26 protein-coding genes and 1 pseudogene are annotated in these 25,360 nt (G+C 71.8%); 12 read left to right on the forward strand and 15 right to left on the reverse strand.

Going from position 1 to position 25,360, the window contains the following annotated elements; all coding sequences use genetic code 11:
* Positions 1–14 precede the first annotated feature (14 nt).
* The gene (locus tag ACIG87_RS05045) at positions 15–740 is read right to left on the reverse strand and encodes a TetR/AcrR family transcriptional regulator C-terminal domain-containing protein (RefSeq protein ID WP_396848339.1); all 726 of its coding nucleotides are present in this window, start codon (positions 738–740) and stop codon (positions 15–17) included.
* A 152-nt stretch (positions 741–892) separates the two neighbouring features.
* Here ACIG87_RS05045 and ACIG87_RS05050 point away from each other — a divergent pair, with 152 nt between their 5' ends.
* A complete protein-coding gene (locus ACIG87_RS05050) occupies positions 893–1,111 on the forward strand; it encodes a hypothetical protein (RefSeq protein WP_396848734.1) in 219 nt (72 codons plus the stop codon).
* Between the two features lie 113 nt (positions 1,112–1,224).
* Here the strand turns inward: ACIG87_RS05050 and yidD are convergent, their stop codons facing one another.
* Both yidD and ACIG87_RS05060 read right to left on the reverse strand, forming a co-directional pair.
* Positions 1,225–1,608, reverse strand: a complete 384-nt coding sequence (gene yidD, locus ACIG87_RS05055; protein ID WP_396848341.1) for a membrane protein insertion efficiency factor YidD — start codon at positions 1,606–1,608, stop codon at positions 1,225–1,227.
* Between the two features lie 202 nt (positions 1,609–1,810).
* Positions 1,811–2,341: a M48 family metallopeptidase gene (locus tag ACIG87_RS05060; RefSeq protein ID WP_396848343.1), complete on the reverse strand. Its 531-nt coding sequence runs from the start codon at positions 2,339–2,341 to the stop codon at positions 1,811–1,813.
* A gap of 512 nt (positions 2,342–2,853) precedes the next feature.
* Between ACIG87_RS05060 and ACIG87_RS05065 the strand changes: the two genes are divergently transcribed.
* From ACIG87_RS05065 to ACIG87_RS05075, 3 genes are all read left to right on the forward strand, one after another.
* Entirely contained in the window at positions 2,854–3,021 is a 168-nt protein-coding gene (locus ACIG87_RS05065; protein WP_007464795.1) for a DUF5679 domain-containing protein, read from the forward strand.
* 279 nt (positions 3,022–3,300) lie between these two features.
* Complete coding sequence (locus ACIG87_RS05070; RefSeq protein ID WP_396848345.1) at positions 3,301–4,380, forward strand: ThiF family adenylyltransferase; 1,080 nt, start codon at positions 3,301–3,303, stop codon at positions 4,378–4,380.
* 140 nt (positions 4,381–4,520) lie between these two features.
* Positions 4,521–5,852 carry an ABC1 kinase family protein gene (locus ACIG87_RS05075; protein WP_396848347.1) on the forward strand — a complete coding sequence of 444 codons (1,332 nt, stop codon included), beginning with the start codon at positions 4,521–4,523 and terminating at the stop codon, positions 5,850–5,852.
* 300 nt (positions 5,853–6,152) lie between these two features.
* Here ACIG87_RS05075 and ACIG87_RS05080 read toward each other — a convergent pair whose 3' ends face one another.
* From ACIG87_RS05080 to ACIG87_RS05090, 3 genes are all read right to left on the reverse strand, one after another.
* Entirely contained in the window at positions 6,153–6,518 is a 366-nt protein-coding gene (locus ACIG87_RS05080; protein ID WP_396848348.1) for a WhiB family transcriptional regulator, read from the reverse strand.
* 132 nt (positions 6,519–6,650) lie between these two features.
* The gene (locus ACIG87_RS05085; protein ID WP_396848350.1) at positions 6,651–6,908 is read right to left on the reverse strand and encodes a hypothetical protein; all 258 of its coding nucleotides are present in this window, start codon (positions 6,906–6,908) and stop codon (positions 6,651–6,653) included.
* Between the two features lie 124 nt (positions 6,909–7,032).
* Entirely contained in the window at positions 7,033–9,213 is a 2,181-nt protein-coding gene (locus ACIG87_RS05090) for an ATP-dependent DNA helicase UvrD2 (protein WP_396848352.1), read from the reverse strand.
* Positions 9,214–9,302: 89 nt separating this feature from the next.
* On the opposite strand from ACIG87_RS05090, the gene ACIG87_RS05095 reads away from it, so the two are divergent.
* Positions 9,303–9,545, forward strand: a complete 243-nt coding sequence (locus tag ACIG87_RS05095) for a mycoredoxin (protein WP_396848353.1) — start codon at positions 9,303–9,305, stop codon at positions 9,543–9,545.
* A 61-nt stretch (positions 9,546–9,606) separates the two neighbouring features.
* Here the strand turns inward: ACIG87_RS05095 and ACIG87_RS05100 are convergent, their stop codons facing one another.
* On the reverse strand, positions 9,607–10,896 hold the full coding sequence (locus ACIG87_RS05100; RefSeq protein ID WP_396848355.1) for an MFS transporter: 1,290 nt from the start codon (positions 10,894–10,896) through the stop codon (positions 9,607–9,609).
* Positions 10,897–11,131: 235 nt separating this feature from the next.
* Here ACIG87_RS05100 and ACIG87_RS05105 point away from each other — a divergent pair, with 235 nt between their 5' ends.
* Together ACIG87_RS05105 and ACIG87_RS05110 are read left to right on the forward strand one after the other, a co-directional pair.
* Positions 11,132–12,103, forward strand: coding sequence for a helix-turn-helix domain-containing protein (locus ACIG87_RS05105; RefSeq protein ID WP_396848356.1), 972 nt, complete (start codon positions 11,132–11,134; stop codon positions 12,101–12,103).
* 76 nt (positions 12,104–12,179) lie between these two features.
* Positions 12,180–12,401, forward strand: a complete 222-nt coding sequence (locus ACIG87_RS05110; RefSeq protein WP_396848357.1) for a DUF397 domain-containing protein — start codon at positions 12,180–12,182, stop codon at positions 12,399–12,401.
* A 105-nt stretch (positions 12,402–12,506) separates the two neighbouring features.
* Here ACIG87_RS05110 and nudC read toward each other — a convergent pair whose 3' ends face one another.
* The 5 genes and pseudogenes from nudC to ACIG87_RS05135 all read right to left on the reverse strand — a co-directional run.
* The gene (gene nudC, locus ACIG87_RS05115; RefSeq protein WP_396848359.1) at positions 12,507–13,457 is read right to left on the reverse strand and encodes an NAD(+) diphosphatase; all 951 of its coding nucleotides are present in this window, start codon (positions 13,455–13,457) and stop codon (positions 12,507–12,509) included.
* On the reverse strand, positions 13,454–14,779 hold the full coding sequence (locus tag ACIG87_RS05120; protein ID WP_396848361.1) for a M16 family metallopeptidase: 1,326 nt from the start codon (positions 14,777–14,779) through the stop codon (positions 13,454–13,456). The genes nudC and ACIG87_RS05120 overlap by 4 nt, the downstream gene beginning before the upstream one ends.
* A gap of 115 nt (positions 14,780–14,894) precedes the next feature.
* The gene (locus ACIG87_RS05125) at positions 14,895–16,205 is read right to left on the reverse strand and encodes a M16 family metallopeptidase (protein ID WP_396848362.1); all 1,311 of its coding nucleotides are present in this window, start codon (positions 16,203–16,205) and stop codon (positions 14,895–14,897) included.
* A gap of 55 nt (positions 16,206–16,260) precedes the next feature.
* On the reverse strand, positions 16,261–16,752 hold the full coding sequence (locus ACIG87_RS05130; protein ID WP_396848364.1) for an LLM class flavin-dependent oxidoreductase: 492 nt from the start codon (positions 16,750–16,752) through the stop codon (positions 16,261–16,263).
* A 97-nt stretch (positions 16,753–16,849) separates the two neighbouring features.
* A pseudogene (locus ACIG87_RS05135) lies at positions 16,850–17,347 on the reverse strand (LLM class flavin-dependent oxidoreductase); the annotation flags it as partial.
* Positions 17,348–17,672: 325 nt separating this feature from the next.
* Between ACIG87_RS05135 and ACIG87_RS05140 the strand changes: the two are divergent.
* The 5 genes from ACIG87_RS05140 (at position 17,673) to ACIG87_RS05160 (ending at position 22,661) form a co-directional block, all read left to right on the forward strand.
* Positions 17,673–18,032, forward strand: a complete 360-nt coding sequence (locus tag ACIG87_RS05140) for a group II intron maturase-specific domain-containing protein (protein ID WP_396848736.1) — start codon at positions 17,673–17,675, stop codon at positions 18,030–18,032.
* Between the two features lie 1,322 nt (positions 18,033–19,354).
* On the forward strand, positions 19,355–20,419 hold the full coding sequence (locus ACIG87_RS05145) for an ABC transporter substrate-binding protein (RefSeq protein ID WP_396848738.1): 1,065 nt from the start codon (positions 19,355–19,357) through the stop codon (positions 20,417–20,419).
* Positions 20,416–21,195, forward strand: a complete 780-nt coding sequence (locus ACIG87_RS05150; protein ID WP_396848366.1) for an ABC transporter ATP-binding protein — start codon at positions 20,416–20,418, stop codon at positions 21,193–21,195. The genes ACIG87_RS05145 and ACIG87_RS05150 overlap by 4 nt, the downstream gene beginning before the upstream one ends.
* The gene (locus tag ACIG87_RS05155; protein ID WP_396848368.1) at positions 21,185–22,069 is read left to right on the forward strand and encodes an ABC transporter permease; all 885 of its coding nucleotides are present in this window, start codon (positions 21,185–21,187) and stop codon (positions 22,067–22,069) included. The genes ACIG87_RS05150 and ACIG87_RS05155 overlap by 11 nt, the downstream gene beginning before the upstream one ends.
* A 124-nt stretch (positions 22,070–22,193) precedes the next feature.
* Positions 22,194–22,661 carry an RrF2 family transcriptional regulator gene (locus ACIG87_RS05160; RefSeq protein ID WP_396848739.1) on the forward strand — a complete coding sequence of 156 codons (468 nt, stop codon included), beginning with the start codon at positions 22,194–22,196 and terminating at the stop codon, positions 22,659–22,661.
* Between the two features lie 182 nt (positions 22,662–22,843).
* Here ACIG87_RS05160 and ACIG87_RS05165 read toward each other — a convergent pair whose 3' ends face one another.
* The 3 genes from ACIG87_RS05165 to ACIG87_RS05175 form a co-directional block, all read right to left on the reverse strand.
* Positions 22,844–23,044 (reverse strand): hypothetical protein, encoded by a 201-nt coding sequence (locus ACIG87_RS05165; RefSeq protein WP_396848370.1) that lies wholly within the window; start codon positions 23,042–23,044, stop codon positions 22,844–22,846.
* Between the two features lie 387 nt (positions 23,045–23,431).
* Positions 23,432–24,748, reverse strand: a complete 1,317-nt coding sequence (locus ACIG87_RS05170) for a DEAD/DEAH box helicase (RefSeq protein WP_396848371.1) — start codon at positions 24,746–24,748, stop codon at positions 23,432–23,434.
* A 220-nt stretch (positions 24,749–24,968) separates the two neighbouring features.
* The gene (locus ACIG87_RS05175) at positions 24,969–25,172 is read right to left on the reverse strand and encodes a cold-shock protein (RefSeq protein ID WP_007464836.1); all 204 of its coding nucleotides are present in this window, start codon (positions 25,170–25,172) and stop codon (positions 24,969–24,971) included.
* Positions 25,173–25,360: the final 188 nt, after the last annotated feature.

The following is a 25,360-nucleotide window of genomic DNA, read 5'->3' on the forward strand; positions in this document are numbered from 1 at the left end:
CGACCTGCCGGTGGTCAGCGCCCCGGGTCGGTGGCGAGGATGGCGTCGAGGCCTCGGGCGAACAGGTCGTCGTCACTCCACTGGCCGTCGTCGAGGTGGCCGGAGGCGGTAAGGGTGGGGTAGGCGGCGGCGTTCGCCACGAGGTGCCGGCGGGCCTCGGCGCGTACCTCGGGGTCGCTGGTCCGGTGCCAGGTGGCCTCGGTGAGCGCCGCGCCGATCACGTAGTTGGCCACCAGCCGGGTGACCACGGCCAGGTGGACGCCCGCGAATCCGGCGCGGACCAGCGCCGATTGCAGGAACTCCGTGCGGGCGAGGACGTGCGGGCCGAGCATCGGTCGTCCGATCAGGCTGGGCGCCCAGGGATGGCGGAGCATGGCCGCCCGCCACCCGGACGTCAACGTGCGCACGTCGTCGCGCCAGTCGGTGCCGGCGACCGGCAGTGGCACCTCGCCGAAGATCTGGTCGACGGCCAGGTCGAGGACGTCCTCCTTCGTCGCCACGTGCCAGTAGAGCGCCGTCGAGGTGACCGCGAGGCGTTCCGCCAGCCGCCGCATCGTCAGTCCGTCCACACCCTGCTGGTCGAGCAGGGCCACGGCCGCCGCCACGATCCGCTCCCGGGTCAGCGGGGTGGCCCGCCGGTTGCGGGCCGGCTCCTGGCGCAACCAGACCGTGCCGGCCCTGCTCTCGGGTCGACCATCTCGCCGCTCGGCCGCTGGCCCACTGAATTCCGTCGCGTCCACCCGCGTCAGCCTAGTACCGTACACAGTTAACTTAACGGTGTTAGGTCAGCTTTCCGCCGGTAAGGAAATAGGCGGGCCAACTCACCGGCTGTGGCCCCACCGTGCGTGGTGGCGTTCGCTCTGCGCAAGGACGGTGGCGACCCGTGCCGCTGATGCGGATACAACTGGACAGCGACAGGTACACCGCGCGCCGGGTGGTGGCGCTGCACCGGGCCGGAAAGGTCCACCGCGAATCCCGGGACGCCGCCCGCGACGAGGTGTGGCGGCGCGGGCGCACCCCCGCCGCGGAGCCCGTCTTCGTCGGCACCACGAATGGCGAGCCCGTCCACCTGGTCTATGACGTCGAGGTCCACCGGGACGTGACGTCGTGAGCCCGCCGCCACGTCGCTCACCCGGATCGGGCGGTCGCCCGCCAGGCCCGTACCGCATGCGCCGTCTTCCCGCTGAGGCCCGTGGTCAAGGCGGCCGGGTAGCGGCGGGACGGTCAGCGGACCGGGTCGGGGGTGCCGCATGGGACGCCCGGCCGGCAACGGCGCAGCCGATCCGCCGCCATCCGCCCACCGACGGCCAGGCCGTACCGCTCGACGGCGGTCAGGCCGTAGGCGCTGCACGTCGGGGTGTAGCGACACCGGCCCGGCCAGCGGTGCGACAACCAACGCCGGTAGCCGATGATCGCCGCCCGGCCCGCCCGGTCCACCACCGGCGCCCGACTCACCCGGGCCGTGGTCGCCCCCAGGGTGAGCAGGAAGGAGAAGAGCCCGAAGTCGCAGCAGGCCGGGCCGTCGCAGTCGCAGCCGTCACAGTCTGCGTCGCACCAGTCGCGCTTCTTCTTGTGCGGCTTCCGCTTGAGATGGATCACGCCGTACATGATGCGACGGCCCCGCCACCCCGACGAAGATCGGCGGCCGGACGGCTGCGGAGCCGCTCGCGCCGGCGACCACCCTGGCCCGCAGCGCCGGACGGTGTCGTCGATCAGGGCGCCGCCCGACCCGACCGGCCCGGCGAGAACGCGGCCGGCCCGGCGAGAACGGGAGCCGCCCGGCGAGAACGGGGGCGGCGGAGGCGCGGGGTCAGCCGGCGACCGGGACGGCGGAGGCGGCGGCGACCCCCTCCAGGTAGCCCCGGGCCCGTTCGGTCTTGGCGTACCGGCCGACCAGGGCCCAGAAGCGGGGGTTGTGGCTCGGCACGATGAGGTGCGCCAACTCGTGCAGCAGCACGTAGTCGAGCACCCAGTCGGGCATGTCCTGGAGCCGGTGCGAGATCCGGATCGTCCGGTCGGCCGGGGTGCAGGAACCCCACCGGCCGTTCTGGTTGGTGACCCAGCGGACGCTGGCCGGCAGGGCGTCGGCGCCCTGGTCGGACAGGTACAGGCCGATCAGCCGCAGCGCCCGGTCGAGCAGCTCGGTGTCGTTGCGGGCCAGCCGGCCCTCCCGGGCGGCGAGCCGGGCGAGCATCCGGTCGACCCACTCGCTCTCCTCGGCCCGGGAGAACTGGTCCGGGATGAGGACCACGACCCGTTCGCCGTCCCGGTAGGCGGACACCGTGCGTCGCCGGCGCTGACTGCGCCGTACCTCGACGACTGGCTTCCGCGACGCCGCCATCAGTGGGCCGCGCAGCCGTGGTTTCCTGCCACGAAGGAAAGCTAATGCGTACTGACCAGGGGTCCGCAAGGGTCAACACCCCGACACGCGCCCGGAAAATGGTGGTTGGTAGTAAGGAGTCCGAAAAAAACTGGTGGTGACCATGAGTTTCGGACCCCGTCACCCTTCGTGGCGAGCCCGACGGCGTCCGCCGGCCGCGATCTCCACGGTAGGTGATCGAGCCGGACGGCGTCGCCGCACCCCCGTCCGGGGGACCTCCTGCGGGGATCTACACGGCGTGTCCCCGGCAAACTCACTTATCCCGCCTATTTCGGGATGCACACTCTCGACGTCGACTTGCTCACAGTGTCGATGCACAGCTGACATGGAACCGCCCAGAGCTGGGTAGGGTCCGCCAACCGGCGGTCACGTGGGTGGCCGCGGAGAAGCACCCGACGCCGGCGCCCCGCGTGGCCCGCCGTCGGGAGAACCGCCGGACCGACGTGCCCGGCGGACGAGACGAGGAGGCTACCGTGGCCGACCAGGCCCAGACCTACAACGGTTACTGCGTGAAGTGCAAGGAGAAGCGGGACTTCGAGGGGCACGTCGAGGTTTCGAAGACCGGGATGAACATGGCCAAGGGCAAGTGTCCGGTGTGTGGCACAACAGTGAACCGCATCCTGGGCAAGGCCAAGGTCTGACCCGTCCGGGTGACGGGCGGGAGGGGCGGCCACCGGCCGCCCCTCCCGCCCGTCGACCCGAACCGTGCCGTCGACCCGAACCGTGCCGTCGGGCTCGGGGCGGGCTGACGGGCTCGGGGCGGGTCGGGCGCTCCGGCCCGACCGACTGTCGGTTGCCCGACATGACTACCGGCGGGTTGTGGATATCTCGCCGAATCCTGTGGACAACGCTGGACCCAGCGCTGCGCACCTGTGGACAACGATCGACTCACCGCAGAGATTCGGTCACGATCAGTCAACATGAGCCTGTCCCGCCCCACGCCGCCTCGCCCGACGCTGTCCCGCCCTGTTCTGCTGCCCGGTCTGACCAGGCTCTGGCGCGACCGGCACACCCTGCAACTGGGGCTGGCCCCGGGCCGGGCGGTGCTGCTGGAGGTGACCGACTCGCGCGTCACCCGGCTGCTCGACCTGCTCGACGGCACCCGCAGCGAGCGTGGCGTCCTGGCGGACGCGGCGAGCGCCCGGGTCGACCCCGGCCAGGCGCGCGGGCTGATCGACACGCTGCACGCCGCCGGGCTGGTCGTACCGGCGCACACCCTGCTTCCCCGCGACCTGACCGGCCCGGACCGTAGCCGGCTCGCCGCGGAGGCCGGGGCGCTCGCCCTGGCCGCGCCCGCCCTGCCCGGCACCCCGGCCCAGGTGCTCCGCCGACGGCGCGTCGCCCGGGTGGTGGTGGCCGGGGCGGGCCGGCTCGGCGCACCCGTCGCCGTGGCGCTGGCCCAGGCCGGCGTCGGTCACGTGACAGCCGAGCTGACCGGCCCGGTGCACCCGGGCGACCTGGTCGGGACCGGGCTGGCCGCCTCCGACGTGGGACACCCGCTGGCCGCCGCGGTCCGGGCCGCCATCGAGCGTGCCGCCCCGGGCACCCGGACCCGTTCGCCCGGCCGACGCCGGGTCGAGTTGGTGGTGCAACTCGGTGCGGACCGCCCGGCGGACCTGCTCGCCACCGGGTACGCCCGGCGTCGCCAACCGCACCTGCTGCTCACCCTCCGGGAGGGGGTGCCGGTGGTCGGTCCCCTGGTCCGGCCACCGGTCGGTCCCTGCCTGAACTGTCTGGACCTGCACCGCACCGATCGCGACCCGGGCTGGCCCGGCCTGGCCGCTCAGCTCGCCACCGGTACCGCTGACCAGTCCTGCGGCACCGCCACCCTGCTCGCCGCCGTCGGCTACGCGGTCGCCGAGGCGCTGACCCACCTCGACGGCGGCACCCCGGAGACGCTGGGCTGCGCGGTGGAGATCGGGCCGGCCGGCCGGTTCCGCCGGCGGGCCTGGGCCCCGCACCCCTCCTGCTCCTGCTCCGGTACCGGCCGCAGGCGGTGATCCTGCTCCGGCACCGGCCGCAGGCGGTGACCACGGCCCGACCGGGCCGGGAGCGGGAAAGGGGGCGCGGAAGGGGTATGCGGGCACCCGGCCCGGCTTCGGAGCAGCACCGAGGGCACGAAGTCGGTAACAATGGCCGGGTGACCGACATCCCGCGCCGCGCCGTCTCCCGGACCGCCAAGCTCGCCGCTCTGCCGCTCGGCTTCGCCGGTCGGACCGTCCTCGGGATGGGTAAGCGCGTCACCGGCATCGCCTCCGACGTCATCTCCGCCGAGATCCAGCAACGCACCGCCGAGCAGCTTTTCAGCGTCCTCGGGCAGCTCAAGGGCGGGGCGATGAAGTTCGGCCAGGCGTTGTCGGTGTTCGAGGCGGCGCTGCCGGACGAGATCGCCGCGCCCTACCGGCAGGCGTTGACGAAGCTCCAGGAGGCCGCCCCGCCGCTGCCGGTGGCGAGCGTGCACAAGGTGCTCACCGAGCAACTCGGGCCGGACTGGCGGGACCGGTTCGTGGAGTTCGACGACACCCCGGCTGCAGCGGCCAGCATCGGCCAGGTGCACCGGGCGGTGTGGCGGGACCCGGAGACCGGGGTGTCCCGTACCGCCGCCGTCAAGATCCAGTATCCGGGGGCCGGGGACGCGTTGCTCGCCGACCTGAAGCAGCTCTCCCGGCTCGGCGGGATGTTCCGGGCCATCCAACCCGGCCTGGACGTCAAGCCACTCCTGGCCGAGCTGCGGGAACGGATCACCGAGGAGCTGGACTACGAACTGGAGGCCGAGTCGCAGCGCGCCTTCGCCGCCGCGTACGCCGACGATCCGGAGATCTTCATCCCGGCGGTGCTCTCCGCGTCGCCCCGAGTGCTGGTCACCGAGTGGATCGAGGGAACACCGCTGGCGGACATCATCCGGGAGGGCACCGAGGAGCAGCGGAACGCCGCCGGTCGGCTGATGGCGACCCTGCACCTGTCCGCCCCACCCCGGGCCGGGCTGCTGCACGCCGACCCACACCCGGGCAACTTCCGGCTGCTGCCGGACGGCCGGCTCGGTGTGATCGACTTCGGGGCGGTGGCCCGGATGCCCGAGGGCACCCCCGAGCCGATCGGCCGGCTCCTCGGGCTGTCGCTGCGCGGTAACGCCGACGCGGTCGTCGCCGGGCTGCGCGAGGAGGGCTTCGTCAACCCGACCGAACCGATCGACGCCCAGGCGCTGCTGGACTACATCCGGCCCATGTTGGCACCGGTGGCCGAGGAGGAGTTCCGGTTCACCCGGGCCTGGCTCCGCGCCGAGGCGACCCGGCTGGCCAGCCCGAAGTCGCCCGCCTTCCAGTTCAGCCGGCAGCTCAACCTGCCGCCGTCGTACCTGCTCATCCACCGGGTGACGTTGGGCTCGATCGGAGTGCTCTGCCAGTTGGAGGCGAAGGCGCCGTACCGGGGCATCCTGGAACGGTGGCTGCCCGGCTTCGCGCCGGTGCCCTGACGACGAACGACGTGGGGGCGGTGACCGGAATCCGGTCACCGCCCCTGCGTATCGCTGGTGGTCTAGAGAACGCCCAGGTCGCGAGCCGACTGGCTCCGGCTCTTCATCGCGACGGTACGGGCGGAACGGTGCGCCTCAGTGCTCGTGGTGGTACGACCGGCCTGAGGCCGGCGCATTCGAGCCCGGGACAACGCTTCGTGGAGTAGTTGCATCTCGGTTCCGTTCGGCAGGTGCAGCATCGGTGTCAACTTTCTCGGGGCCGATGATCATCGGCGGTGGGTGGAACGGATCGGGTAGGTGTCAGGCTGCGAGCCGGACCGCACTGCGCAAGGTGGCCACACCACTGGCGGCCAGTCGCGCCTCGGCCTCGACCTGAAGGGCCGCGTCGCGGGCGAGGTCCTCCTTGCGCGGACGGCCACGGGGCCGCTTACGCGGGACGACCGCGCCACGCTCGAAGATCTCGCCGCCCCAGACGCCCCAGGGCTCGGCCCGCTCGACCGCGCCGGCCAGGCACTCGACGCGCAGCGGGCAGTCCCCGCAGAGCGACTTGGCGAGCTCCAGGTCGGTGGGCGAGTCGGAGAACCACAGGTCGGGGTCGAACTTCCGGCAGGGCAGGTTCGCCTCCAACTCGACGCTCACGTCGAGGGGGGCCAACGCCAGACTCATCTCCCGGTCACCTCTCTCTCACTTCGATCTCGTGGATCGCATTTCCGACGTACTTCGACGGGCAAAAAAACTGAGGCCGCGGATCCCGGTGAGCGGGTTCCGCGGCCTCGAGGTGAGCCGGTGGTCTGGGTATCAGACCGGTCTACCTCGAGGTGGAACGCCGCGGACATCCATGCGCTTCTTGGCGACATCGATGCCCAGACCCGTGAAGCCACTGGTCCCCTCGGCTCCCGCAGTGGGCGCAGCAGTCAGGTTCAGCTCGGCCTGAACCGAGACCTGGTGCACCTGCGGGTTCGACGGTCGGGCGGCGGCAGGGGCCACCCGGACAGCCGACGGCGGAGCGAAGGCAGCTGGCATCGCCGCCGGACGCTCATAGGTCAAGATCTCCACGGGTGCCACCTCCCTCACGTTCCTCGTGCCGACTCGGACTCAGCCCCCGTGAGCAGCCGGAATGGCGCTGCTCCCGAGGTGTGTTCTGAGGCTATTCCTCGCCCCGGGGCGAGGGCAAACGAATTTACGACGAGATTTCCAAAGTTTTCTCCGGGCCGATGTCGTCCACCGCCGCACCGTCGACCAACGCCAGCACCGCCTCGCCGTACAGGCCGAGTTTGCGGGGGCCGATGCCGGCGATCGCGATCAACTCCTCGACCCGGCCCGGCCGCCGTTCGGCCAGCGCGACGAGGGTGGCGTCGGTGAACACCACGTACGCCGGGACCTTCTGCGCCCCGGCCACCCGGGCCCGCCAGTCACACAGCCGCTCGTACAGATCCTCGTCGATGTCGGACGGGCAGGTCGGGCAGCGGCCCAACTTGCGGTCCGGGCCGGCCAGCAGGGTCGCGCCGCAGATCCGGCAGGACACCACCTGGGTCCGCCGGCGCTCCACCGCCCGCTTCGCCCCGCTCACCCCGCTCGCCCGGCCCGTGCCGGCCCGTTCGCCGCCGCCCGTCCGGTCCAGCTGGGGCAGGAACCGCGAGGGGCGGCGGGCCCGCCCACCCGGCGAGCGGGCCGAGGCGTACGACAGCCAGAGCCACTGGCGGGCCCGGGTGATCCCGACGTAGAGCAGCCGCCGCTCCTCCTCGACCTGCTCCGGGGTACGGGCGTACGAGGTGGGCAGGGTGCCCTCGGAGAGGCCGACCAGGAAGACCGCGTCCCACTCCAGCCCCTTGGCCGAGTGCAGGGACGCCAGGGTCACCCCGTCGACGGTCGGCACGTGCTGCTGGGCGGCCCGCCGGGCCAGCTCGTCGTTGAAGTCCGCCAGGGTGACCGGGCGCTCCACCGCCGCCGCCTCGCCGATCGGCAGCACCTCGGGGGTGGCCGCGTACTCCTCGGCGAGCTGGACCAGGGCGGCGAGCGCCTCCCAGCGCTCCCGGGCGGCCCCACCGGGCGGGGCGGCGTCGGGGGCCCAGCCGACGGCGGTCAGCGCCTCCCGGACGGCGATCGGCAGCGGGGTCTCGCCGGGGATCGACCGGGTGGCGGCCCGCAGCGCCACCATCGCCTGGCGGACCTCGGACCGTTCGAAGAACCGCTCCGCGCCCTGCACCACGTACGGGACGCCGGCCTCGGTCAGCGCCTTCTCGTACGCCTCGGACTGGGCGTTGGTGCGGAACAGCACGGCGATCTCCTTCGCCGGGGTGCCCGCGTCGACAAGCGTCCGGCAGCGGGCCGCCACCGCGTTCGCCTCGGCCGGCTCGTCGGTGAAGATCCGCAGCTCCGGTTCGGGGCCGGCCGGGCGCTGGCCGTGCAGCTCCAGGCGCAGCCGCGCCTCGGTGCCCCGGGCCTGACCGATCACCGCGTTGGCCAGGCCGACCACCTGCGGGGTGGACCGGTAGTCGCGGACCAGCCGGACCACCGTGGCGGCGCGGTGCCGGCGCGGGAAGTCGATCAGGTACGCCGAGGTCGCCCCGGTGAACGAGTAGATGGTCTGGCTGGCGTCGCCGACCACTGTCACGTCGTCCCGACCGCCCAGCCAGGCGTCGAGCAGCCGTTGCTGGAGCGGGTTGACGTCCTGGTACTCGTCGACGACGAAGTGCCGGTACTGGCCGCGTACCTGCTCGGCCACGTCCCGGTGCTCCTCGATCCCCCAGACCGCGGCCCGCAGCATGTCCTCGAAGTCGATCACCCCGGAGGACCGTTTCAGCCGTTCGTACGCGGTGAAGACCTCGGCCACCTTCGCCGGCTCGTACGGCGTCTCACGCAGTGCCTTGGCCGCGGCGACCGCGTACTCCCCCGGCTCGACCAGCGACGACTTGGCCCACTCGATCTCGCCGGCCAGGTCCCGGGCGGCGGCCCGGTCGGCCCGCAGGCCGACCTTGGCGGCGGCCAGGGTGACCACCCGGACCTTGCTGTCCAGCAACTCCGGCATGGCCCGCCCGGACAGCAGCCGGGGCGCGAAGTAGCGCACCTGGCGCAGCGCCGCCGCGTGGAACGTCCGCGCCTGCACCCCCGGCACTCCGATCAGGGCGAGTCGGGCTCGCATCTCGGCGGCGGCCCGCGCGGTGAAGGTGACCGCCAGCACGTGCCGGCCGGAGATCTCCCCGGCCAGCACCCGGTGGGCGATCCGGGAGGTCACCGCGCGGGTCTTGCCGGTCCCGGCGCCGGCCAGGATGCAGACCGGGCCGGCCGGGGCGGTCACCGCCGACCGCTGCTCCGGATCCAGCCCGGCGAGCACCGACTCCGCCGCTGAGTGAACCACCACAGCGAGGAATCATCTCAGCTCCGGCCGATGTTGCACCCGTTAGCCTGGCCTGACCCGGCCGGGTGCGGCGACCCTTGGAGGATCCGACGATGTTGACCATGTATTCCACCCCGTGGTGCGGCTACTGCCACCGGCTGAGGTCGCAGCTGGACCGGGAAGGCATCGGGTACGAGGTGGTCGACATCGAGCAGGACCCGAAGGCCGCGGACTTCGTGATGAGCGTCAACGGCGGCAACCAGACCGTCCCGACGCTGCGCTTCGCCGACGGCAGCGCCCTCACCAACCCCTCCATCACCCAGGTCAAGCAGCACCTGGCCGCGCTCCCCAGCTGACCCCGCGGCCCGCCCCGGCAGCGGCCTGCCCACCCGGGCCGGCCGCTCCCGGGGTTTCGGGTCACCGGCCGGGGAGACGGTGCGTGGCCGAGGGGTCGGGAAGAGGCCGGCGGGGGGCCGGGATACGGGCGGCCGGAGTGGGCGCGGGTGGGGGCGGCGGGATGAGGGCGCTCGGCGGGGTGAGGCGGCGGCCCTGCCAGAGCCAGAGGCCGGCGGCCGTGGTGACCACCCCGACGAGAACGAAGAGCAGCCGGTAGTCGAACACGCCGACGAGCAGCGCCCCGGTCCCGATGGAGACCGCCTGCGGCGCGCTGACCAGCGCCTCGGAGGCCGCGGTGACCCGACCGAGCAGCCCCGGCGGGGTACGCCGCTGGACCAGCGTGGTCAGCCCGACCATGGTCAGCGGCAGGGACAGCCCGGCGAGCAGCAGGGCCAGCACGCCGAGCCGCAGGTCCGGCCGGGCCAGGGCCAGCGCGGCCGGGCCGAAGAGGGTCACCCCGGCGGCGAGCGCCCCCAGCTCGCCGACCCGGCGGACGACCGTCGGCGAGATCAGACCGCCCACCAGGCCGCCGATCCCCTGCACGGTGATCAGCACCCCGACGAAGGCGGCGTCGCGGCGCAGCCCCTGGTCGACGTACGCGAAGATCAGCGACTCGGTGAAGCCCATCACGAGTGAGCCGAAACCGTAACCGAGCAGGGCCCGACGCAGGGCCGCCTCACGGGTCAGGTGGCGCAACCCGGCGCCGAGCTCGGCCGGCCAGCGCAGGGTGGCGGTGGCGGGCGGGTGCTCGGTCACCCGGAGCAGTCCCACCACGGCGGCGGCGACCACGAAGCCGGTCATCGCCAGGCTGGTGAGCAGCCAGCCGCCGACCGCCGCGTACAGGGCCGCTCCGGCCAGCGGGCCACCGAGGCGCAGGCCCTGCCGCACGGTCTGCAACGCCCCGTTCGCGTCGGCCAGCAGTTCGCTCGGCACGAGCTGGCGGAGCAGCCCGCTCAGGGTCGCGTGCAGCGTCAGGTAGGACAGCCCGTAGAGGGCGGCCACCACGTAGATGATCCAGACGTCGGCCCGGTCGCGGACCGCGAAGAGCGGGGTGAGCAGCAGTGCCGTGCCGAGGTTTGCGGCCACGAAGAACGGCCGGCGGGGGTAGCGGTCGACGACCCAGCCGACCAGCGGGGCCAGCACCATCGGCGCGATGATCGCGAAGATGGTCGCGCCGGCCAGCCCGTCGGAGCCGGTCAGATCCTTGACCCAGATGGCGAGGGCGAGCAGCAGCATCGACTCGGCCGCCATGCTGGCCAGCAGCGCGACGAAGAGCAGACGGAAGTCGGGGCGGCGCAGGACGGTGCGCATGGGGTTCCCTCCGGCGGGGGGTGGCGCCCGGGTGGACGCGTACGGGGGAGCTGCCGCCGGGTGGGGACGACATCGTCCCGCAGCTCGGCTGGCAGGTTCCACAGTCCTCTTTTTGTCGCAAGACACGCCCTCGCCGGGACCTCCGACGCCGGCCGCGCCGTCCATACTGACCGTGGGGGGCGAATTTCATACAGTTACCGTCGCGTCCGCGGCGGTCGACGGAATCGAGGACACCGTGCCTCCTGCCGTACCGAGTCCGATCCTGCGTCGACGCAGGCTCGGCAATGACCTGCGTCGCCTGCGCGAGGCGGCGGGACTCACCGGCGACCAGGTGATCGAGCGGATCGGCTGGGCGTCGGCATCGAAGCTCTCCCGGCTGGAGAACGGCCGCAGCCGGCCCGACCCGGAGGACGTCAGCGTCCTGCTCGACCTCTACGAGGCCGACGCCGAGCTGCGCGAAGAACTGCTCGTCATCACCGACGAGGCCGGCGACATGCGGGCCTGGCGCAGGTCGTACCCGGTGATGACCCAGCAGCAGTTGGGGTGGGCGGAGCTGGAGGCGGGCTGCGCCCAGATCCGCGAGTACAACCCGGTGCTGGTGCCGGGTCTGTTGCAGACCGAGGGGTACGCCCGGCTGCGGATCGTCTCGGCCAACGCCGCCGAGTTGGCCGGCCCGTCCGCCGGGGACGACCCGGAGACCGAGGTCAAGGCCCGGCTGGGCCGGCAGTCCCTGCTGGACCGCACGGACGCCCCCCGGTACACGGCGGTGCTGGAGGAGGCGGCGCTGGGCCGGCGGGCCGGCCCGCCGGACGTGCTGCGGGATCAGCTCGACCACCTCAGCGAGCTGGCCATGCTCCCGAACGTGACGTTGCACCTGCTCCTGCGGGACACCCCGATCGGCGATTTCTACCTGCCGCCGACGGCCTTCTCGCTCTACCGGTTCGCCGATCCGCAGGATCCGGAGACGCTGGCGATCGAAGGAGGCTTCATCGACGTCATGTCGACCGAGGCATCCACGGTAAATCGCTATAAAGTGGCATTTGAGTGGCTATGCTCGGCGGCGCTCTCCGCATCGGACACCCTTACCTGGCTCTTCACGGCGACGGGACGGCTGACCGACACGGCGGCCTCGTCCATGGCGGTCCAGGGTCCGGCGGCAGCGCCGGCCCAGCGCCGCCGACAACCCGGGCGCCTGACGGAACGGTGATCCGCACCGGCCCCGTCCGGGCCGGGCGACCGCCACTCGTTCCGTCGAAGCAGTTCCAGGAACCAGGAGCAGAACCATGAACGAGATCCAGGAGACCGTGCCCGCCGACGCGCGCTGGCACAAGAGCACCCGCAGCCAGACCTCCAACTGCGTGGAGGTCGCCCAGCTGCACACCGGAACGGCCGAGGTGGCGCTGCGGGACAGCAAGGACCCCAGCGGCCCGATCCTGCTGTTCCCGCGGGCCGGTTGGCTCGGCTTCATCGAGGGCACGAAGAACGGACAGTTCGCACTGGACTGATCCGCGGAACGGATGGGGCCGTCGGCAGGGTTGCCGGCGGCCCCGCGTCGTCCGGGTCACCGCAACTGTCGCCTCCGGACGGCAACCGACCTGACCAGGATGGGGTCAGCAGTGGCCGTCGAGCCAGCGGTGGATCAGGAAGAGCGCGATCGACGACGGTGGCGGCAGGATCACCCGGTCGCCGTCCCCGGCGTCCACCGCCCGGCCGGCCAGCACCGCGCCGATCTCCCGTCGGGTGAACCAGCGGGCGTACGCGATCTCCGTCGGGTCGACCCGCACCGGCTCCCCCGGGTCCGCCTCGGCCAGGTAGCCCAGCATCAGCGAGCCGGGGAACGGCCAGGCCTGGCTGCCGGCGTACGTGATCCGCTCGACCCCGACGCCGACCTCCTCGCGGACCTCGCGCAGCACGGCCGCCTCGGCCGACTCCCCCGGCTCGACGTAGCCGGCGAGGCAGGAGAAGCGCCGCTGCCCCGGGGTGCGCGGCCAGGTGGCGTTGTTGCCGAGCAGGCAGCGACCGTCCGGGCCGTCCAGCCCGTCGTGCACCAGGACGATCATCGCCGGGTCGGTACGCGGCCAGGCCCGGTGGCCGTCCGCGTCCACCCGGGACCAGCCGCCCTCGGCGATCTCGGTCCGGTGCCCGGTCCGGGGCGACCAACCGTGCCCCAGATGCCAGTTGACCAGGGCGAACGCGGTGGTGAAGATCGCGGCGTCCCGATCACCGAGCAGGTGGCCGATCTCGCGCAGGTTGGCCTCCCGGGTGCCCGGCAGGTCGGGCAGCGGAGCGTCCACCGCGAAGACCGGCACGCCGTCGGGCTCCACCCCGAGGAAGAGCGGGTACGCCTCCCCCGGCGAGCCGACGTCGACGGCGTCCCGCAGCACCAGCACCGGCGGGTTCACGTCGGTGCGGACCAGCGCCCGCCCGTCCCTGGTCGAGTCCAGCACCAGCACCCGGGCCCGCCGCCAGGCCTGCGCCAACCACTGCGGGTCGGTACGCCGGTACGCCGCCCGGTCCAGGGTGGTGGACCGGGCCAGCGGCGGCGCGCTCTCACCGCTCACGCCGACTCCGTACGGACCGGGGTGAGGGCGGCCAGCGGACCGGCGACCCGCTCGGCGTCACCGAGCACCACGACGACCGCCCGCGCCGGGGCGAGATACCGGGCACCCACCTCGGCGACGTCGTCGACGGTGACCTTCGCCAGCCGGGCGGCGTGCTCGGCGAGGAAGTCCAGACGCAGCCCGTTACCGGCGTACGCGCTGGTCAGCGCAGCCAGCCCGGCCTGGGTGGACATGCCGAGCTGGAGGGTGCCCAGGGCGTACTGGCGGGCCTGTTCCAACTCGTCCGGCCTGGGCGGCAGCGAGGCCAGCCGACCCAGCTCGTACGTCGTCTCCAGCAGGGCCGGACCGGTCACCTCGGTGGCCACCTCGGCGGCGGCGACCAGCACCGACCCGGCGACGGAATGCTCGACCGACGAGTGCGGGCCGTAGGTGTAGCCCTTGTCCTCGCGGATGTTCTCCGTCCAACGGGACGAGAAGTAACCCCCGAAGATCAGGTTCGTCAGTTGCAGCGCGGCGTGGTCCGGATGGGTGCGGGGCACCGCCGGCAGCGCGATGCGCAGCGACGACTGCACCGAGCCGGGTCGGTCCACCAGCAGCAGCGGACCGGGTTCCAACGGTGGCGCGGGCGGCAGGTCGACGCCCCGGCTGTCCCCGGTCCAGCCGGCCAGGGCCTTCTCCGCGGCGTCCAGCGCCCGCTCCGGCTGCACGTCGCCGACCAGCACCAGCACCGCCTCGGCCGGGTGCACCCGCTCGGCGTGCAGTCGGCGCAGCACCGCCGGACGGACCGCGCGGACCTGCTCCGGCTCCGGGGTCTGCACCGCGTACGGGTGCCGCCCGTAGATCCGTCGCAGCAGCGCGGTACGGGCCAGGTGGGCGGGCTGGCTCTGCGCCACCTGGATCCGGTCGACCAGCCGGTCCCGCTCGGTCTCCACCCAGTCCGTCGGGTAGCTGGCATCTGTCAAGACGTCGGCCAGGATCTCCAGCATCCGGTCCAGCCCGGTGACCAGGCCCGCGCCGGAGAGCATCAGCCGGTCCGGGTCGGCCCCGGCGGAGAGCCCGCCACCGACCTTCTGCAACTCGGCGGCGATCTGGGTGGCGGTGAGGGCCCCGGTGCCGGCGAGCACGGTCTCCGCGAGCATCGCGCCCCGGGCCAGGTGGGTCCGGCCGAACGGCATCCACAGCCGCAGCTCGACCAGGGGGACGGCGGGCCGGCGTACCGCGATCACGGTGAGCCCGTTGCCGAGCCGGCGCTCGGCCTGCCTGGGCAGCTTGAGCCGGCGGGTGGGGCCGAGCGGCGGCAGGACCCGGGTGGTGGTGGTCATCGGGCCACCTTCCGTTCGCGACTGCGGGGCTCGCAACCCCGGCTCACTCCTCGCGCTCACCGGGCCACCTTCGTTCGCGACTGCGGGGCTCGCAACCCCGGCTCACTCCTCGCGCTCACCGGGCACCTCCGGGGATGACCTCGATGGACGCGCGGCGCTCCGGTCGGAGCGTGGCGGCGGCGGCCCGGACCTGCTCCTCGGTGACCTCGCCGACCAGCCGGGGCAGCTCGTTGAGCAGTCCCGGCTCGCCACGCTGTTGTTCCAGCACCGCCATCCGCAACGCCCGGCCGAGCACCGCGTCGGTTTCCCGCAGCAGGTGGGTGGCCATTCGTGCCTGCGTGCGGGCCAGTTCACCGTCGGTCAGCCCGTCGGTGGCCAGCCGGTCCAGTTCCTCGTCCACGGTGCGCAGCGCCTTGTCCACGTCGCCGCCGGGCGGCAGGTGCGCCTGGAGCAGCAGCGCGGTGGGGTCGCGGACGTCGAACGGGTCGCCCATGAAGCCGAGGTAGCCGCCGAGACCGGTCACACTGCGGTCCCGCTGGACCATCCGCTCGACCAGCCGGGAAGCCTCCCCGTCGGTGAGCACCTCGGCGAGGACCACGAACGGGAGGTAGCCGGCGAAGTCGCCGACCGGGTCGGGCACCCGCCACGCCGAGGCCACCGCCGGCAACGGCGCCATCCGATCGGTGTACGAGGTGCGCCGCTCGACGGTCAGGTCGGGCTCGGTGAAGTCGGGACGCTCCGGGGCGGGCCGGGCCGGCACGTCACCGAAGTGCCGTTCGACCAGGGCGGTCGCCTCCGCGACGTCGATGTCCCCGCTGACCGCGAGAACGGCGTTGCCGCTGGCGTAGTAGCGGCGGAAGAAGTCGGCGGCGTCGGCGACGGTGGCGGACTCCAGGTCGTCGAAGGAGCCGTAGCCGTCGTGCGCGTTGGGGAAGGTGTCGAACATGACCGGCGGCAGGGTCAGCCAGGGGAACCCGCCGTACGGCCGGTTGAGCACGTTGACCCGGATCTCCTCCTTGACCACGTCGACCTGGTTGCGCAGGTTCTCCTCGGTCAGCCGGGGGCCGCGCATCCGGTCGGCCTCCAGGAACAGCGCCCGTTCCAGGGCGCTGCCGGGCAGCGTCTCGTAGTAGTCGGTGTAGTCCAGGTGGGTGGAGCCGTTGAAGGTGCCGCCGGCACCCTGCACGTGCCGGAAGTGGGCCAGCTTCTCCAGGTTCTCCGAGCCCTGGAACATCAGGTGCTCGAAGAGGTGGGCGAAGCCGGTGCGCCCCTGCGGCTCGGAGCGGATGCCGACGTCGTAGACGACCGCCACACCGATCACCGGGGCGCTGCGGTCCGGGGTGAGGACCACCCGTAGACCGTTGTCGAGGGTGAACCGCTCGACCGGGTACTTCGTCGCGGGAATTCTGGCTCTCCGGGTCGGCACGTGATCGACCCTAGCGTGTCGTCACCCGCGCCAACGGCCGTCCTCGGGCTGCGACTCAGCGCGGCAGCGGGACGGGCAGCGCGGTGACCCGGGGCAGCACCTCTGCGCCGACCCGTTCCGCCTCCTCCCGGTGCGGCCAGCCGGAGAGGATGAACTCGTCGACACCGTTCGTGGCGTACTCGTCGATCCGGGCGGCGACCTGGGCGTAGCTGCCGACCAGGGCGGTGCCCGCGCCCTCGCGGACCAGGCCGATCCCGGCCCAGAGGTTCGGCGCGACGGTGAGGCCGTCGGCGCGGCCGTCGTGCAGCGCGGTCATCCGGGCCTGGCCGACGGAGTCCATCCGGCCGAACCGGGCCTGGGCGGCGGCGATCCGGTCCGGGCTCATCCCGGCCAGCAGCCGGTCCGCCTCGGCCCACGCCTCGTCGGCGGTGGGTCGGGCGATGACGTGCAGCCGCAGCCCGGTGCGCAGGGTGCGGCCCTGCTCGGCGGCGCGGGCCCGGACCCGGGCCACCCGGGCGGCGATCGCGGCGGGCGGTTCCCCCCACATCAGGTACGCGTCGGCCTGTCGGGCGGCGACCCGCCTCGGCGGCCGGGGACGCGCCGCCGAGGTAGACCGGCGGCGGGTCGGCCAGCGGGGTGGCCAGCCCGCCGCCGTCGACCCGGTAGTGCGCGCCGGTGAAGTCGAACGGGCCGCCGCGCCAGGAGCGGCGGAGCACCTCGATGAACTCGCCGGTACGGGCGTAGCGGTCGTCGTGGTCGAGGAAGTCGCCGTACGCCCGCTGCTCGGCGGGGTCGCCGCCGGTGACGATGTTCAGCGCGAGCCGCCCGCCGGAGACCGCCTGGAACGCCTCGGCCTGCTGGGCGACCAGGGTGGGCAGGGCGAAGCCGGCGCGGACGGCGACCAGCAGGCCGATCCGCTCGGTGTGCTGGGCGACCGCCGCGCAGACGATCCACGGGTCGGGGCAGCCGGAGCCGACCGGGGTGAGCAGCGCGCGGAACCCGCCCGCCTCGGCGGCGCGGGCCACCTCGGTCAGATATCCGACGGTGGCGGCCCGGTCGTGCCGGGCCGCGCCGGCGGTGACGGTGGCTGCGCCGACCTGGTCGCCGTCGCCGGAGGTGGGCAGGAACCAGTGGAAGGTCATCGTGCCGCGCTCCCTCGTCGTCGTGGGGTCGTCGGGACGGCCGTCGTCCCCGGCGGGGTCACCGCCGGGCGGGCCCGTTCCGCGTCCGCTTAACCTACCGAAGAGATAGGGAAAGCGGGATAGCCCTGATGGCGCTTTCCCGCGATCCGGTCGGCGCTTTCAGCAACAACGCTCGTTCCACTATGCCGCTCGACCGCGTCCCGCAGCAGTCGGCGCAGTCCAGCCAATAGAACCGTCGAATGGGCCGCCCGCCAACTCCAATCGAATACCGACGTCGCACAGCACCGCCGCGCCAACCACCAGAGCAACGCAGTCCGGACGGAAGATTAAGTCACTGACCCGCCGGTTGTCGCATCTGAGCTACCGGGAAACGCTGGTGAGGATCAACTACATCCAGCATGGATGGGCCAACTACTTCAAGCACGCGGTCGCCAAGCACACCCTCTCCCACCTGCAGAACTTCATCTGGTGGCGAATGATCAACTGGGTGATGCGCCGCAACCGCATGACCTGGAGAGCCATCCAGCGATGGCTGCGCACCCCGCAAGGGTGGCAGCCGATCGCGTTCGACGGGGTCGAGTTGTTTAAGATAGCGAAGGTCCCCGTGACCCGATACCGCTATCGCGGCACCAAGATCCCGAACCCCTGGCAGCCCACACCGACAAGCCCACCCCCAACGGCATGACCTCGTGGAGAGCCCGGTGCGGTGAGAGTCGCACGCCGGGTTCGGCGGGCGGGTCCGGGAAACAGACCTGGAGCAATCCAGGCACCGCGCCCGGACCCGACCCAACACCCTGGCCTGGCTGACCGCCCACCGCCGGCTCGCCCGCGACTACGAAACCCAACCCGCGACCTCGGAAGCCATGATCCGCTGGGCCGCGATCTCCGGCATGCTCGCCCGCCTCACCCGAGGCAGACCCGCCACCCGCCAACAACGCCGCATCCTCAACACACCCGACTGACAGACATGCGAAACGCTCTCTAACTGGACGTCTTGTTCACCTTGCGCCTGGTTAGCCCGACCTGACAACTGAAGATCATCGATCTTCTTGCCGGTTTCATTGCAATTTTGCCCCGATCGACAGCATTCGACGAACGTCTAACTTTGGCGCTTTTGCTACGCCATGAGTATCTGGCTAGATTTTGTCCGCAAGTTGCTAACGGCCGGCACACTACAAGGGCCGGCGCCCTCATGTATCGCCCGGCTGGCCCGCCCGTATAGGGGGTAGGGTCTCAAAACGGCAAACGTGAATCAGGATCAGACGTCCTCTAAGATCAAACCTTCGGACTCTCTTGGCTAGAAATCGCCCCTCAGGGTCCCCTTGTTACCCTGGATACCTGGGGAAATGATCAACTGATAGCGGCTGTATACATTGGGGAGAGTGACCCAGCCCGTCTCGGTGAGAGTTCCACTCTTGATAGTTGCGCCGTTATTTATATCGATGATTCGAAACGGAACGGCCGCACTACAGTACAAGCAATCCAAGTTATACGCAATGGTGTTGTCGGATCGCGCCGCCACCGACGAGGTGGCACACCCGACTGACGCAGAATAAGTCGAGCACGCAGTGTCATAGGCCAAAGCAGGCGTCGCCGCCAAACCCAAAATCGCTGCAACAACAGTGAAAACCACCGCAATCCTGCCCTTTGTTCCCATTCACTCGCATCCCTTCATTCCAAACGTCGTTCCACTGTGCGACGAGGGGCACCCAAGGCAGAGTCGCGCCAGATCAGACCTAGAAAACCGCTCCACTCTGCGACAGCAGCCAACATAGCGAGCAATCTTCAGCGATCCCTTGATCAGCAAGGACTCACAGCAGTGATTCGACAGCAACCTCCCCCCAACACCGAAACTGCCACGCCTCGATCACCCACTCAACCTATCAATGAACTTCGAATTCTTCTATCCCTAAACATGGCATCCCAACATGTGGTCAGGTCTTGACGAACCCTCGTCCGGACTGTTAATTCCTACTTATTCGGTAGAGAAAATCGGATTGGATGGATATGGAACGCACCCCCTTGCGCCGGTTGGTCTCCCTGGCAGCCGTCGCCGTCATCGGCGCGGCGGCCCTGGGCAACACCGCTGCCTGCGGCAGCGATCGCAACAGCACTGGCAGCCAGCCCGACAAGGTCACCCTGCGGCTCGGCTACTTTCCAAACATCACCCACGCTCCAGCAGTGGTGGGGGTGGAGAAGAAGATCTTCGAGGACAAGCTGGGCGATGGCGTCAAGCTGGACCCCAAGACCTTCAACGCCGGCCCGGCCGCCATCGAGGCGATCTTCTCCGGCGCGCTGGACGCCACGTACATCGGTCCGAACCCGACGGTCAACGCCCACTCCAAGAGCAAGGGCGAGGCGGTCCGGGTCATCTCCGGCGCGGCCTCCGGCGGCGTGGCGCTGGTCGTCAAGCCCGAGATCACCTCGGTCGAGCAGCTCAAGGGCAAGAAGATCGCCACCCCGCAACTCGGCAACACCCAGGACGTCGCGCTGCGGTTCTGGCTCAAGGAGAAGGGCATCGCCACCACCAAGGAGGGCGGCGGCGACGTCAAGATCGTCCCGCAGGAGAACGCGCAGACCGTCGAGACCTTCAACAGCGGTGCGATCGACGGCGCGTGGGTGCCCGAACCGTTCGTCTCCCGGCTGGTCAACGCCGGCGGCAAGGTGCTGGTTGACGAGCGGGACCTCTGGCCGGACCGCAAGTTCGTCATCACCAACCTGATCGTCAGCACCAAGTTCCTGAAGGAACACCCGGACGTGGTGAAGAAGCTGGTCGAGGCGCAGGTGGCGGCGAACGACTTCGTCAACACCAAGCCGGACGAGGCGCAGCAGGCCATCTCCGACCACCTCGGCAGGATCACCGGCAAGCCGCTGGACCTGAAACTGATCAAGCAGGCCTGGCCGACCCTGGAGTTCACCAACGACCCGATCGCCTCCTCCCTGAAGACCGGGCTGGACCACGCCGTCGCGGTCGAGCTGACCCAGCCGGTCGACCTCAAAGGGCTGTACGACCTGACGTACCTCAACGAGGTGCTCAAGGCCCAGGGCAAGCCCGAGGTAACCCAGCCGTGACGTCGACCACGACGACCCCGCGCAGCGCGACCGGTGCGGTCGCGCTGCGCGGCGTGACCAAGGTGTACGGGCGCGGCGACGGTGCCGTCCTCGCCCTGGACGGGGTGAGCCTGGACGTCCGGCCCGGCGAGTTCGTCTGCCTCGTCGGCGCGTCCGGCTGCGGCAAGAGCACCCTGCTCAACCTCGTCGCCGGGCTGGACCGCGCGCAGGGCGGCACGATCACGGTGGCCGACGACGCCCACCCCGGCCTGATGTTCCAGGAGCCGGCGCTCTTCCCGTGGCTGACCGTCGAGGCCAACGTCGAGGTGCCGCTGAAGCTGCGCGGGCTGCCCCGGGCGGCCCGCCGGGAACGGGTGGCGGAGCTGCTGCGCACCGTCCACCTGTCCGACTTCGGCCGCAAGCGCCCGCACGAACTCTCCGGCGGCATGCGGCAGCGGGTCGCCCTGGCCCGCACCCTCGCCCTGGACACCCCGGTGCTGCTGATGGACGAGCCGTTCGGCGCGCTCGACGCGATGACCCGGGACATCCTCCACGACGAGCTGGAACGGATCTGGACGGAACGGCAGCTCACCGTCCTGTTCGTGACGCACAACGTCCGGGAGGCCGCCCGGCTCGCCGACCGGATCATCCTGCTCAGCAGCCGGCCCGGCCGGATCATCTGGTCCACGGAGGTGAACGTGCCCCGACCCCGGCGCATCGACTCCCCCGAGGTCGCCGCGATCGCCTCCGAGGTCACCGACCGGCTCCGCACGGAGGTGGGCCGCCATGGCAAGTGACACCCTGACCGACTCGGCACGCACCGACGCGGAGATCTCCGGGCTGGACGCGCTGGAGATCGCCGGCCGCGAGAAGGAGGTCTCCCGGAGCGCCCGGCTCTGGGCGTCCACCTGGCCCAAGCTCGCCGCGCTCGCCATCGCCATCGGGCTCTGGCAGGTGGTGGTCTGGAGCGGTTGGAAGCCGCCGTACTCGCTGCCCGGACCGGTCACCGTCGCCGAGGAACTGGCCCGGCAGGCCGGCGGTCGGCAACTCTGGGACGGGCTCGCCACCACCCTGCAACGGGCCGCGCTCGGCTACGTCTTCTCCGTCGCGGTCGGCCTGCTGGTCGGCTTGGCGGTGGCCCAGTTCCGGGTGCTCCGCGCGGCGATCGGCTCGATGATCACCGCGTTGCAGACCATGCCGTCGATCGCCTGGTTCCCGCTGGCGATCCTGCTGTTCGAGCTGAGCGAGAAGGCGATCTTCTTCGTGGTGGTGCTCGGTGCCGCGCCGTCCATCGCCAACGGGGTGATCAGTGGCGTCGACTACGTACCGCCGCTGCTGGTCCGGGCCGGCCGCAACCTCGGCGCCAGAGGGCTGAACCTCTACCGGTACGTCATCGCGCCCGCCGCGCTGCCCGCCATCGTCGCCGGGCTCAAGCAGGGTTGGGCCTTCTCCTGGCGCAGCCTGATGGCCGGTGAGCTGCTCGTGGCCGGCATCTCACAGACGTCGTTGGGGGCCCAGCTCACCTACTCACGGGAGCTGTCCGACGCGCCCTGGCTGCTCGCCACGATGATCGTCATCCTGGTCGTCGGGTTGGTGGTCGACGCGGCCTTCGGGGCGGCCGACCGGGCGATCCGCCGCCGCTGGGGCGTGCTGGACCAGGCTGGTCAGTGACGTGTACATCTCCGCGCGCAGCGACTACGCGCTCCGGGCCATGCTCGCCGTCGCCGCCACCGGCGACGGCGAGACCACCCGCCCCGTCGACGGGGGTATCCGCCCCGATGCCGGAAGCGACGGCATCCGGGCCGATGCCGGAAGCGACGGCGTCCGGGCGGACGCTGAAAGCGATGGCGTCCGGGCGGACGCCGGAGGCGACAGGAGCGGCCGGGCCGATGGTGGGGGCGGTGGCGGGGAACTGGTCAAGGCGGCGAGCCTGGCGGAGGCGCAGGGCATCCCGCTGAGCTTCCTCCAGGGCATCCTGCTCGACCTGCGCCGCGCCGGCCTGCTGCACAGTCACCGGGGCGCCGAGGGCGGCTACGCGCTGACCCGTCCCGCCTCGCAGATCAGCGTCGGGGACGTGCTGCGCGCCGTCGGTGGATCACTGACCACCGTACGCGGGCTGCCCGCCGAGGACGCCGGCTACCACGGGGTGGCCACCGGCCTGCGCGACGTGTGGCTCGCGGTGGACGGTGCCATCGCCGTGGTGGTCGACCGGACCACGCTGACCGACCTGCTGGTCCGCCAGGAACAGACGTCGGCCCGCTGACAGACACCGGGCGGGCCGGTCGACCGGCCCGCCACCCGGCGCGCAAGGGCGGCATGTCCGTCGGAGCATCGGCAGCCGTCCGTCGGGTGTCCGTCCGACCGTCGACCCCCCAGGATTCGACGGTCGGACGGACACCCGGACATCGGGCCCCCGTCGGTCCCACCGGTCCCGTCGGGGCCAGCTCAGCCGGCGGTCAGCTCGACCGTCGGCTGGTGCCCCTCGTCGGGGCTGTGCAACTCGACCAGCCCGGCCGGGGCGGCCCGCCCCGGCCTCGGGTGCCAGGGCGCGAACGCCGCGACCACGGCGAGCAGGAGCCCGGCACCCGCCACGGCCAACACCACCAGCAGCTCGCGCCCCGCCCCCGACTCGGCGTCGCCCGCCATGGTCACCCCTCCCGTGTCCGGCCGTGCCGGCCGGTTCTTCCCCCGGCAGCAAGCTTCGACCAGCCGTGCCCGGTGGAACAGTCACCGATCGGACGCAATCGAGCCGGCAAGCCGACCGATCGAGCAGCATGATCACCGAGGGTTCGCACCCGACCCCGCAGCGTCCACGAAGTGAGACGACCGGCCCGACCACAGCACCTCAACAACAAGATCGACTCAGTGGTGGCGATGTTGCGGCATCATCGTCACTCCGACACCGCAACATCGCCTCAACTGAGTCGATCAGCCGCCGAGCAGGGCAGGCCGCCGGCAGGCGGCCCGGCCCCGCCGGGCAACGTGCCAATCAGGCGGCACGGCCCCGCCGGTCAGGAGCTACCGCCCCGCCGATCAGGCGGTACGGGGGCGACGCGGGCGACGGGAACGGCCCGACGCCCGGTGCGACCGGCCAGCCTCGCCACCGTTGCCGCCGCCGACGGTCGCACGGGGGCGGGCGGCCGGGGTGGGCGTCGGGGCGACGATGGTCACCGGCACACCGGACGGCTCACGGGCACCGGTCACCCGGGCCAGCGCTCCGTCGCCGAGGCGTACCTGGGTCGACTGCGGTTTGATGCCGGCCACGCTCATCAGCCGGGAGACGTCCCGGCGTTGTTCGGGGAGGACCAGGGTGACCACCTGGCCGGCCTCACCGGCCCGGGCGGTCCGACCGCCGCGGTGCAGGTAGTCCTTCGCCTCGGTCGGCGGGTCCACGTTGACCACCATGTCCAACCCGTCCACGTGGATGCCCCGGGCCGCCACGTCGGTGGCGACCAGAGCGGTGACCTGGCCGGTGCGGAACTGCTCCAGGATCCGGGTGCGCTGCGGCTGGGACTTCCCACCGTGCAGCGCCGCGGCGCGTACGCCCTTGGCGAGGAGCTGACGGGCCATCCGGTCGGCGCGGTGCTTGGTCGCCATGAACAGGATGGTGCGGCCCTCGCGGGCGGCGATCTGGGTGAGCGCGGCGGGCTTGTCGGCCGCGTCGACGTGCAGCACGTGGTGGGTCATCGCGGTCACCGTGGCGGTGCCCGGGTCCACCGAGTGCGACACCGGGTTGGTGAGGAAGCGGCGGACCAGCCGGTCCACGCCGCCGTCCAGGGTGGCCGAGAAGAGCATCCGCTGGCCGTTCGGGGCGACCTGCTCCAGCAGCTTGGTCACCTGCGGCAGGAAGCCCATGTCGGCCATCTGGTCGGCCTCGTCCAGCACGGTGATGGCGACCTGGTCGAGCCGGGCGTCACCCCGGTTGATCAGGTCGTGCAGCCGGCCGGGGGTGGCCACCAGCACCTCGGCGCCGGCACGCAGCGCGTCCGCCTGCCGCTGGAGGGAGAGGCCCCCGACCACGGTGGCGCAGCGCAGCCCCAGCGCCCGGGCGTACGGGGTGAGCGCGGTGGTGACCTGCGCGGCCAGTTCCCGGGTGGGGACCAGCACCAGGGCGAGCGGGCGGCCGGGGCGGGCCCGGTGGCCGGCGGTGCGGTGCAGCAGCGGGAGCCCGAAGGCCAGGGTCTTGCCCGAGCCGGTACGACCCCGGCCGAGCACGTCCCGGCCGGCCAGCGAGTCCGGCAGGGTGGCCGTCTGGATCGGGAACGGCTCGGTGATGCCCTGCGTGGTCAGCTCGGCGAGCAGCGCCGGCGCGAGGCCGGTCGCGGCGAAGGTGGGAATGGTCATGGTCATGCGAAATGCCTTCCTCGACGCGGCACGTGTCGAGGGAGGGCGCCGAGAGTCGGCGCGGTCTCCGACGGACCAGTCCGTCGGGACTCACAAGCACGAACCGATTGGGTACGGGCCGGTCCGCCGCAGCACGCCGCGTCCCGCCGGAGCGGGGGGCGGCGCGGCGGACCGGTCCGTCACCGGGTCCGGAGGACCCGGTGGGTGTTACCGGACGATCCGAAGATCAGAGCGGGCGGATGTTCTCCGCCTGCGGGCCCTTCTGGCCCTGGGTCACCTCGAACTCGACCCGCTGGTTCTCGTCCAGGCTCCGGTAGCCGGAGGACTGGATCGCCGAGAAGTGGGCGAAGACGTCGGCGCCGCCGCCGTCCGGGGTGATGAAGCCGAAGCCCTTGTCAGCGTTGAACCACTTGACGGTGCCAATTGCCATCTGTTTCGTCTCCTTGACGGAACGTCGAGCCCGCACTTGTTGCGGGCCCGAAGAGGAGCGCTCCGCGCGGGATGCGCGAATCGCCTGTTGTTTTTGGTCGCCCCGCCCGGAGAGCTCCGGACACAACAAAGAGCGCCTGGGGCCACAATCCGCCAGGCGCACACAGAGTCTCTGGAAACCAAAACTGC

This window comes from Micromonospora sp. NPDC051925 (genome assembly GCF_044548625.1).
In the GTDB taxonomy this organism is placed as follows: Bacteria; Actinomycetota; Actinomycetes; order Mycobacteriales; family Micromonosporaceae; genus Micromonospora.

What these genes read in the sequence shown, in the direction of transcription:
- ACIG87_RS05080 (WP_396848348.1), bottom strand. Translation starts at nt 6,518, where the DNA reads ATGAGTCTGGCGTTGGCCCCCCTCGACGTGAGCGTCGAGTTGGAGGCG.
- ACIG87_RS05100 (WP_396848355.1), bottom strand. Translation starts at nt 10,896, where the DNA reads ATGCGCACCGTCCTGCGCCGCCCCGACTTCCGTCTGCTCTTCGTCGCG.
- ACIG87_RS05155 (WP_396848368.1), top strand. Translation starts at nt 21,185, where the DNA reads ATGGCAAGTGACACCCTGACCGACTCGGCACGCACCGACGCGGAGATC.
- ACIG87_RS05170 (WP_396848371.1), bottom strand. Translation starts at nt 24,748, where the DNA reads ATGACCATGACCATTCCCACCTTCGCCGCGACCGGCCTCGCGCCGGCG.
- yidD (WP_396848341.1), bottom strand. Translation starts at nt 1,608, where the DNA reads ATGTACGGCGTGATCCATCTCAAGCGGAAGCCGCACAAGAAGAAGCGC.
- ACIG87_RS05060 (WP_396848343.1), bottom strand. Translation starts at nt 2,341, where the DNA reads ATGGCGGCGTCGCGGAAGCCAGTCGTCGAGGTACGGCGCAGTCAGCGC.
- ACIG87_RS05175 (WP_007464836.1), bottom strand. Translation starts at nt 25,172, where the DNA reads ATGGCAATTGGCACCGTCAAGTGGTTCAACGCTGACAAGGGCTTCGGC.
- ACIG87_RS05165 (WP_396848370.1), bottom strand. Translation starts at nt 23,044, where the DNA reads ATGGCGGGCGACGCCGAGTCGGGGGCGGGGCGCGAGCTGCTGGTGGTG.
- ACIG87_RS05145 (WP_396848738.1), top strand. Translation starts at nt 19,355, where the DNA reads ATGGAACGCACCCCCTTGCGCCGGTTGGTCTCCCTGGCAGCCGTCGCC.
- ACIG87_RS05070 (WP_396848345.1), top strand. Translation starts at nt 3,301, where the DNA reads ATGAGCCTGTCCCGCCCCACGCCGCCTCGCCCGACGCTGTCCCGCCCT.
- ACIG87_RS05110 (WP_396848357.1), top strand. Translation starts at nt 12,180, where the DNA reads ATGAACGAGATCCAGGAGACCGTGCCCGCCGACGCGCGCTGGCACAAG.
- ACIG87_RS05130 (WP_396848364.1), bottom strand. Translation starts at nt 16,752, where the DNA reads ATGTGGGGGGAACCGCCCGCCGCGATCGCCGCCCGGGTGGCCCGGGTC.
- ACIG87_RS05095 (WP_396848353.1), top strand. Translation starts at nt 9,303, where the DNA reads ATGTTGACCATGTATTCCACCCCGTGGTGCGGCTACTGCCACCGGCTG.
- ACIG87_RS05050 (WP_396848734.1), top strand. Translation starts at nt 893, where the DNA reads ATGCGGATACAACTGGACAGCGACAGGTACACCGCGCGCCGGGTGGTG.
- ACIG87_RS05120 (WP_396848361.1), bottom strand. Translation starts at nt 14,779, where the DNA reads ATGACCACCACCACCCGGGTCCTGCCGCCGCTCGGCCCCACCCGCCGG.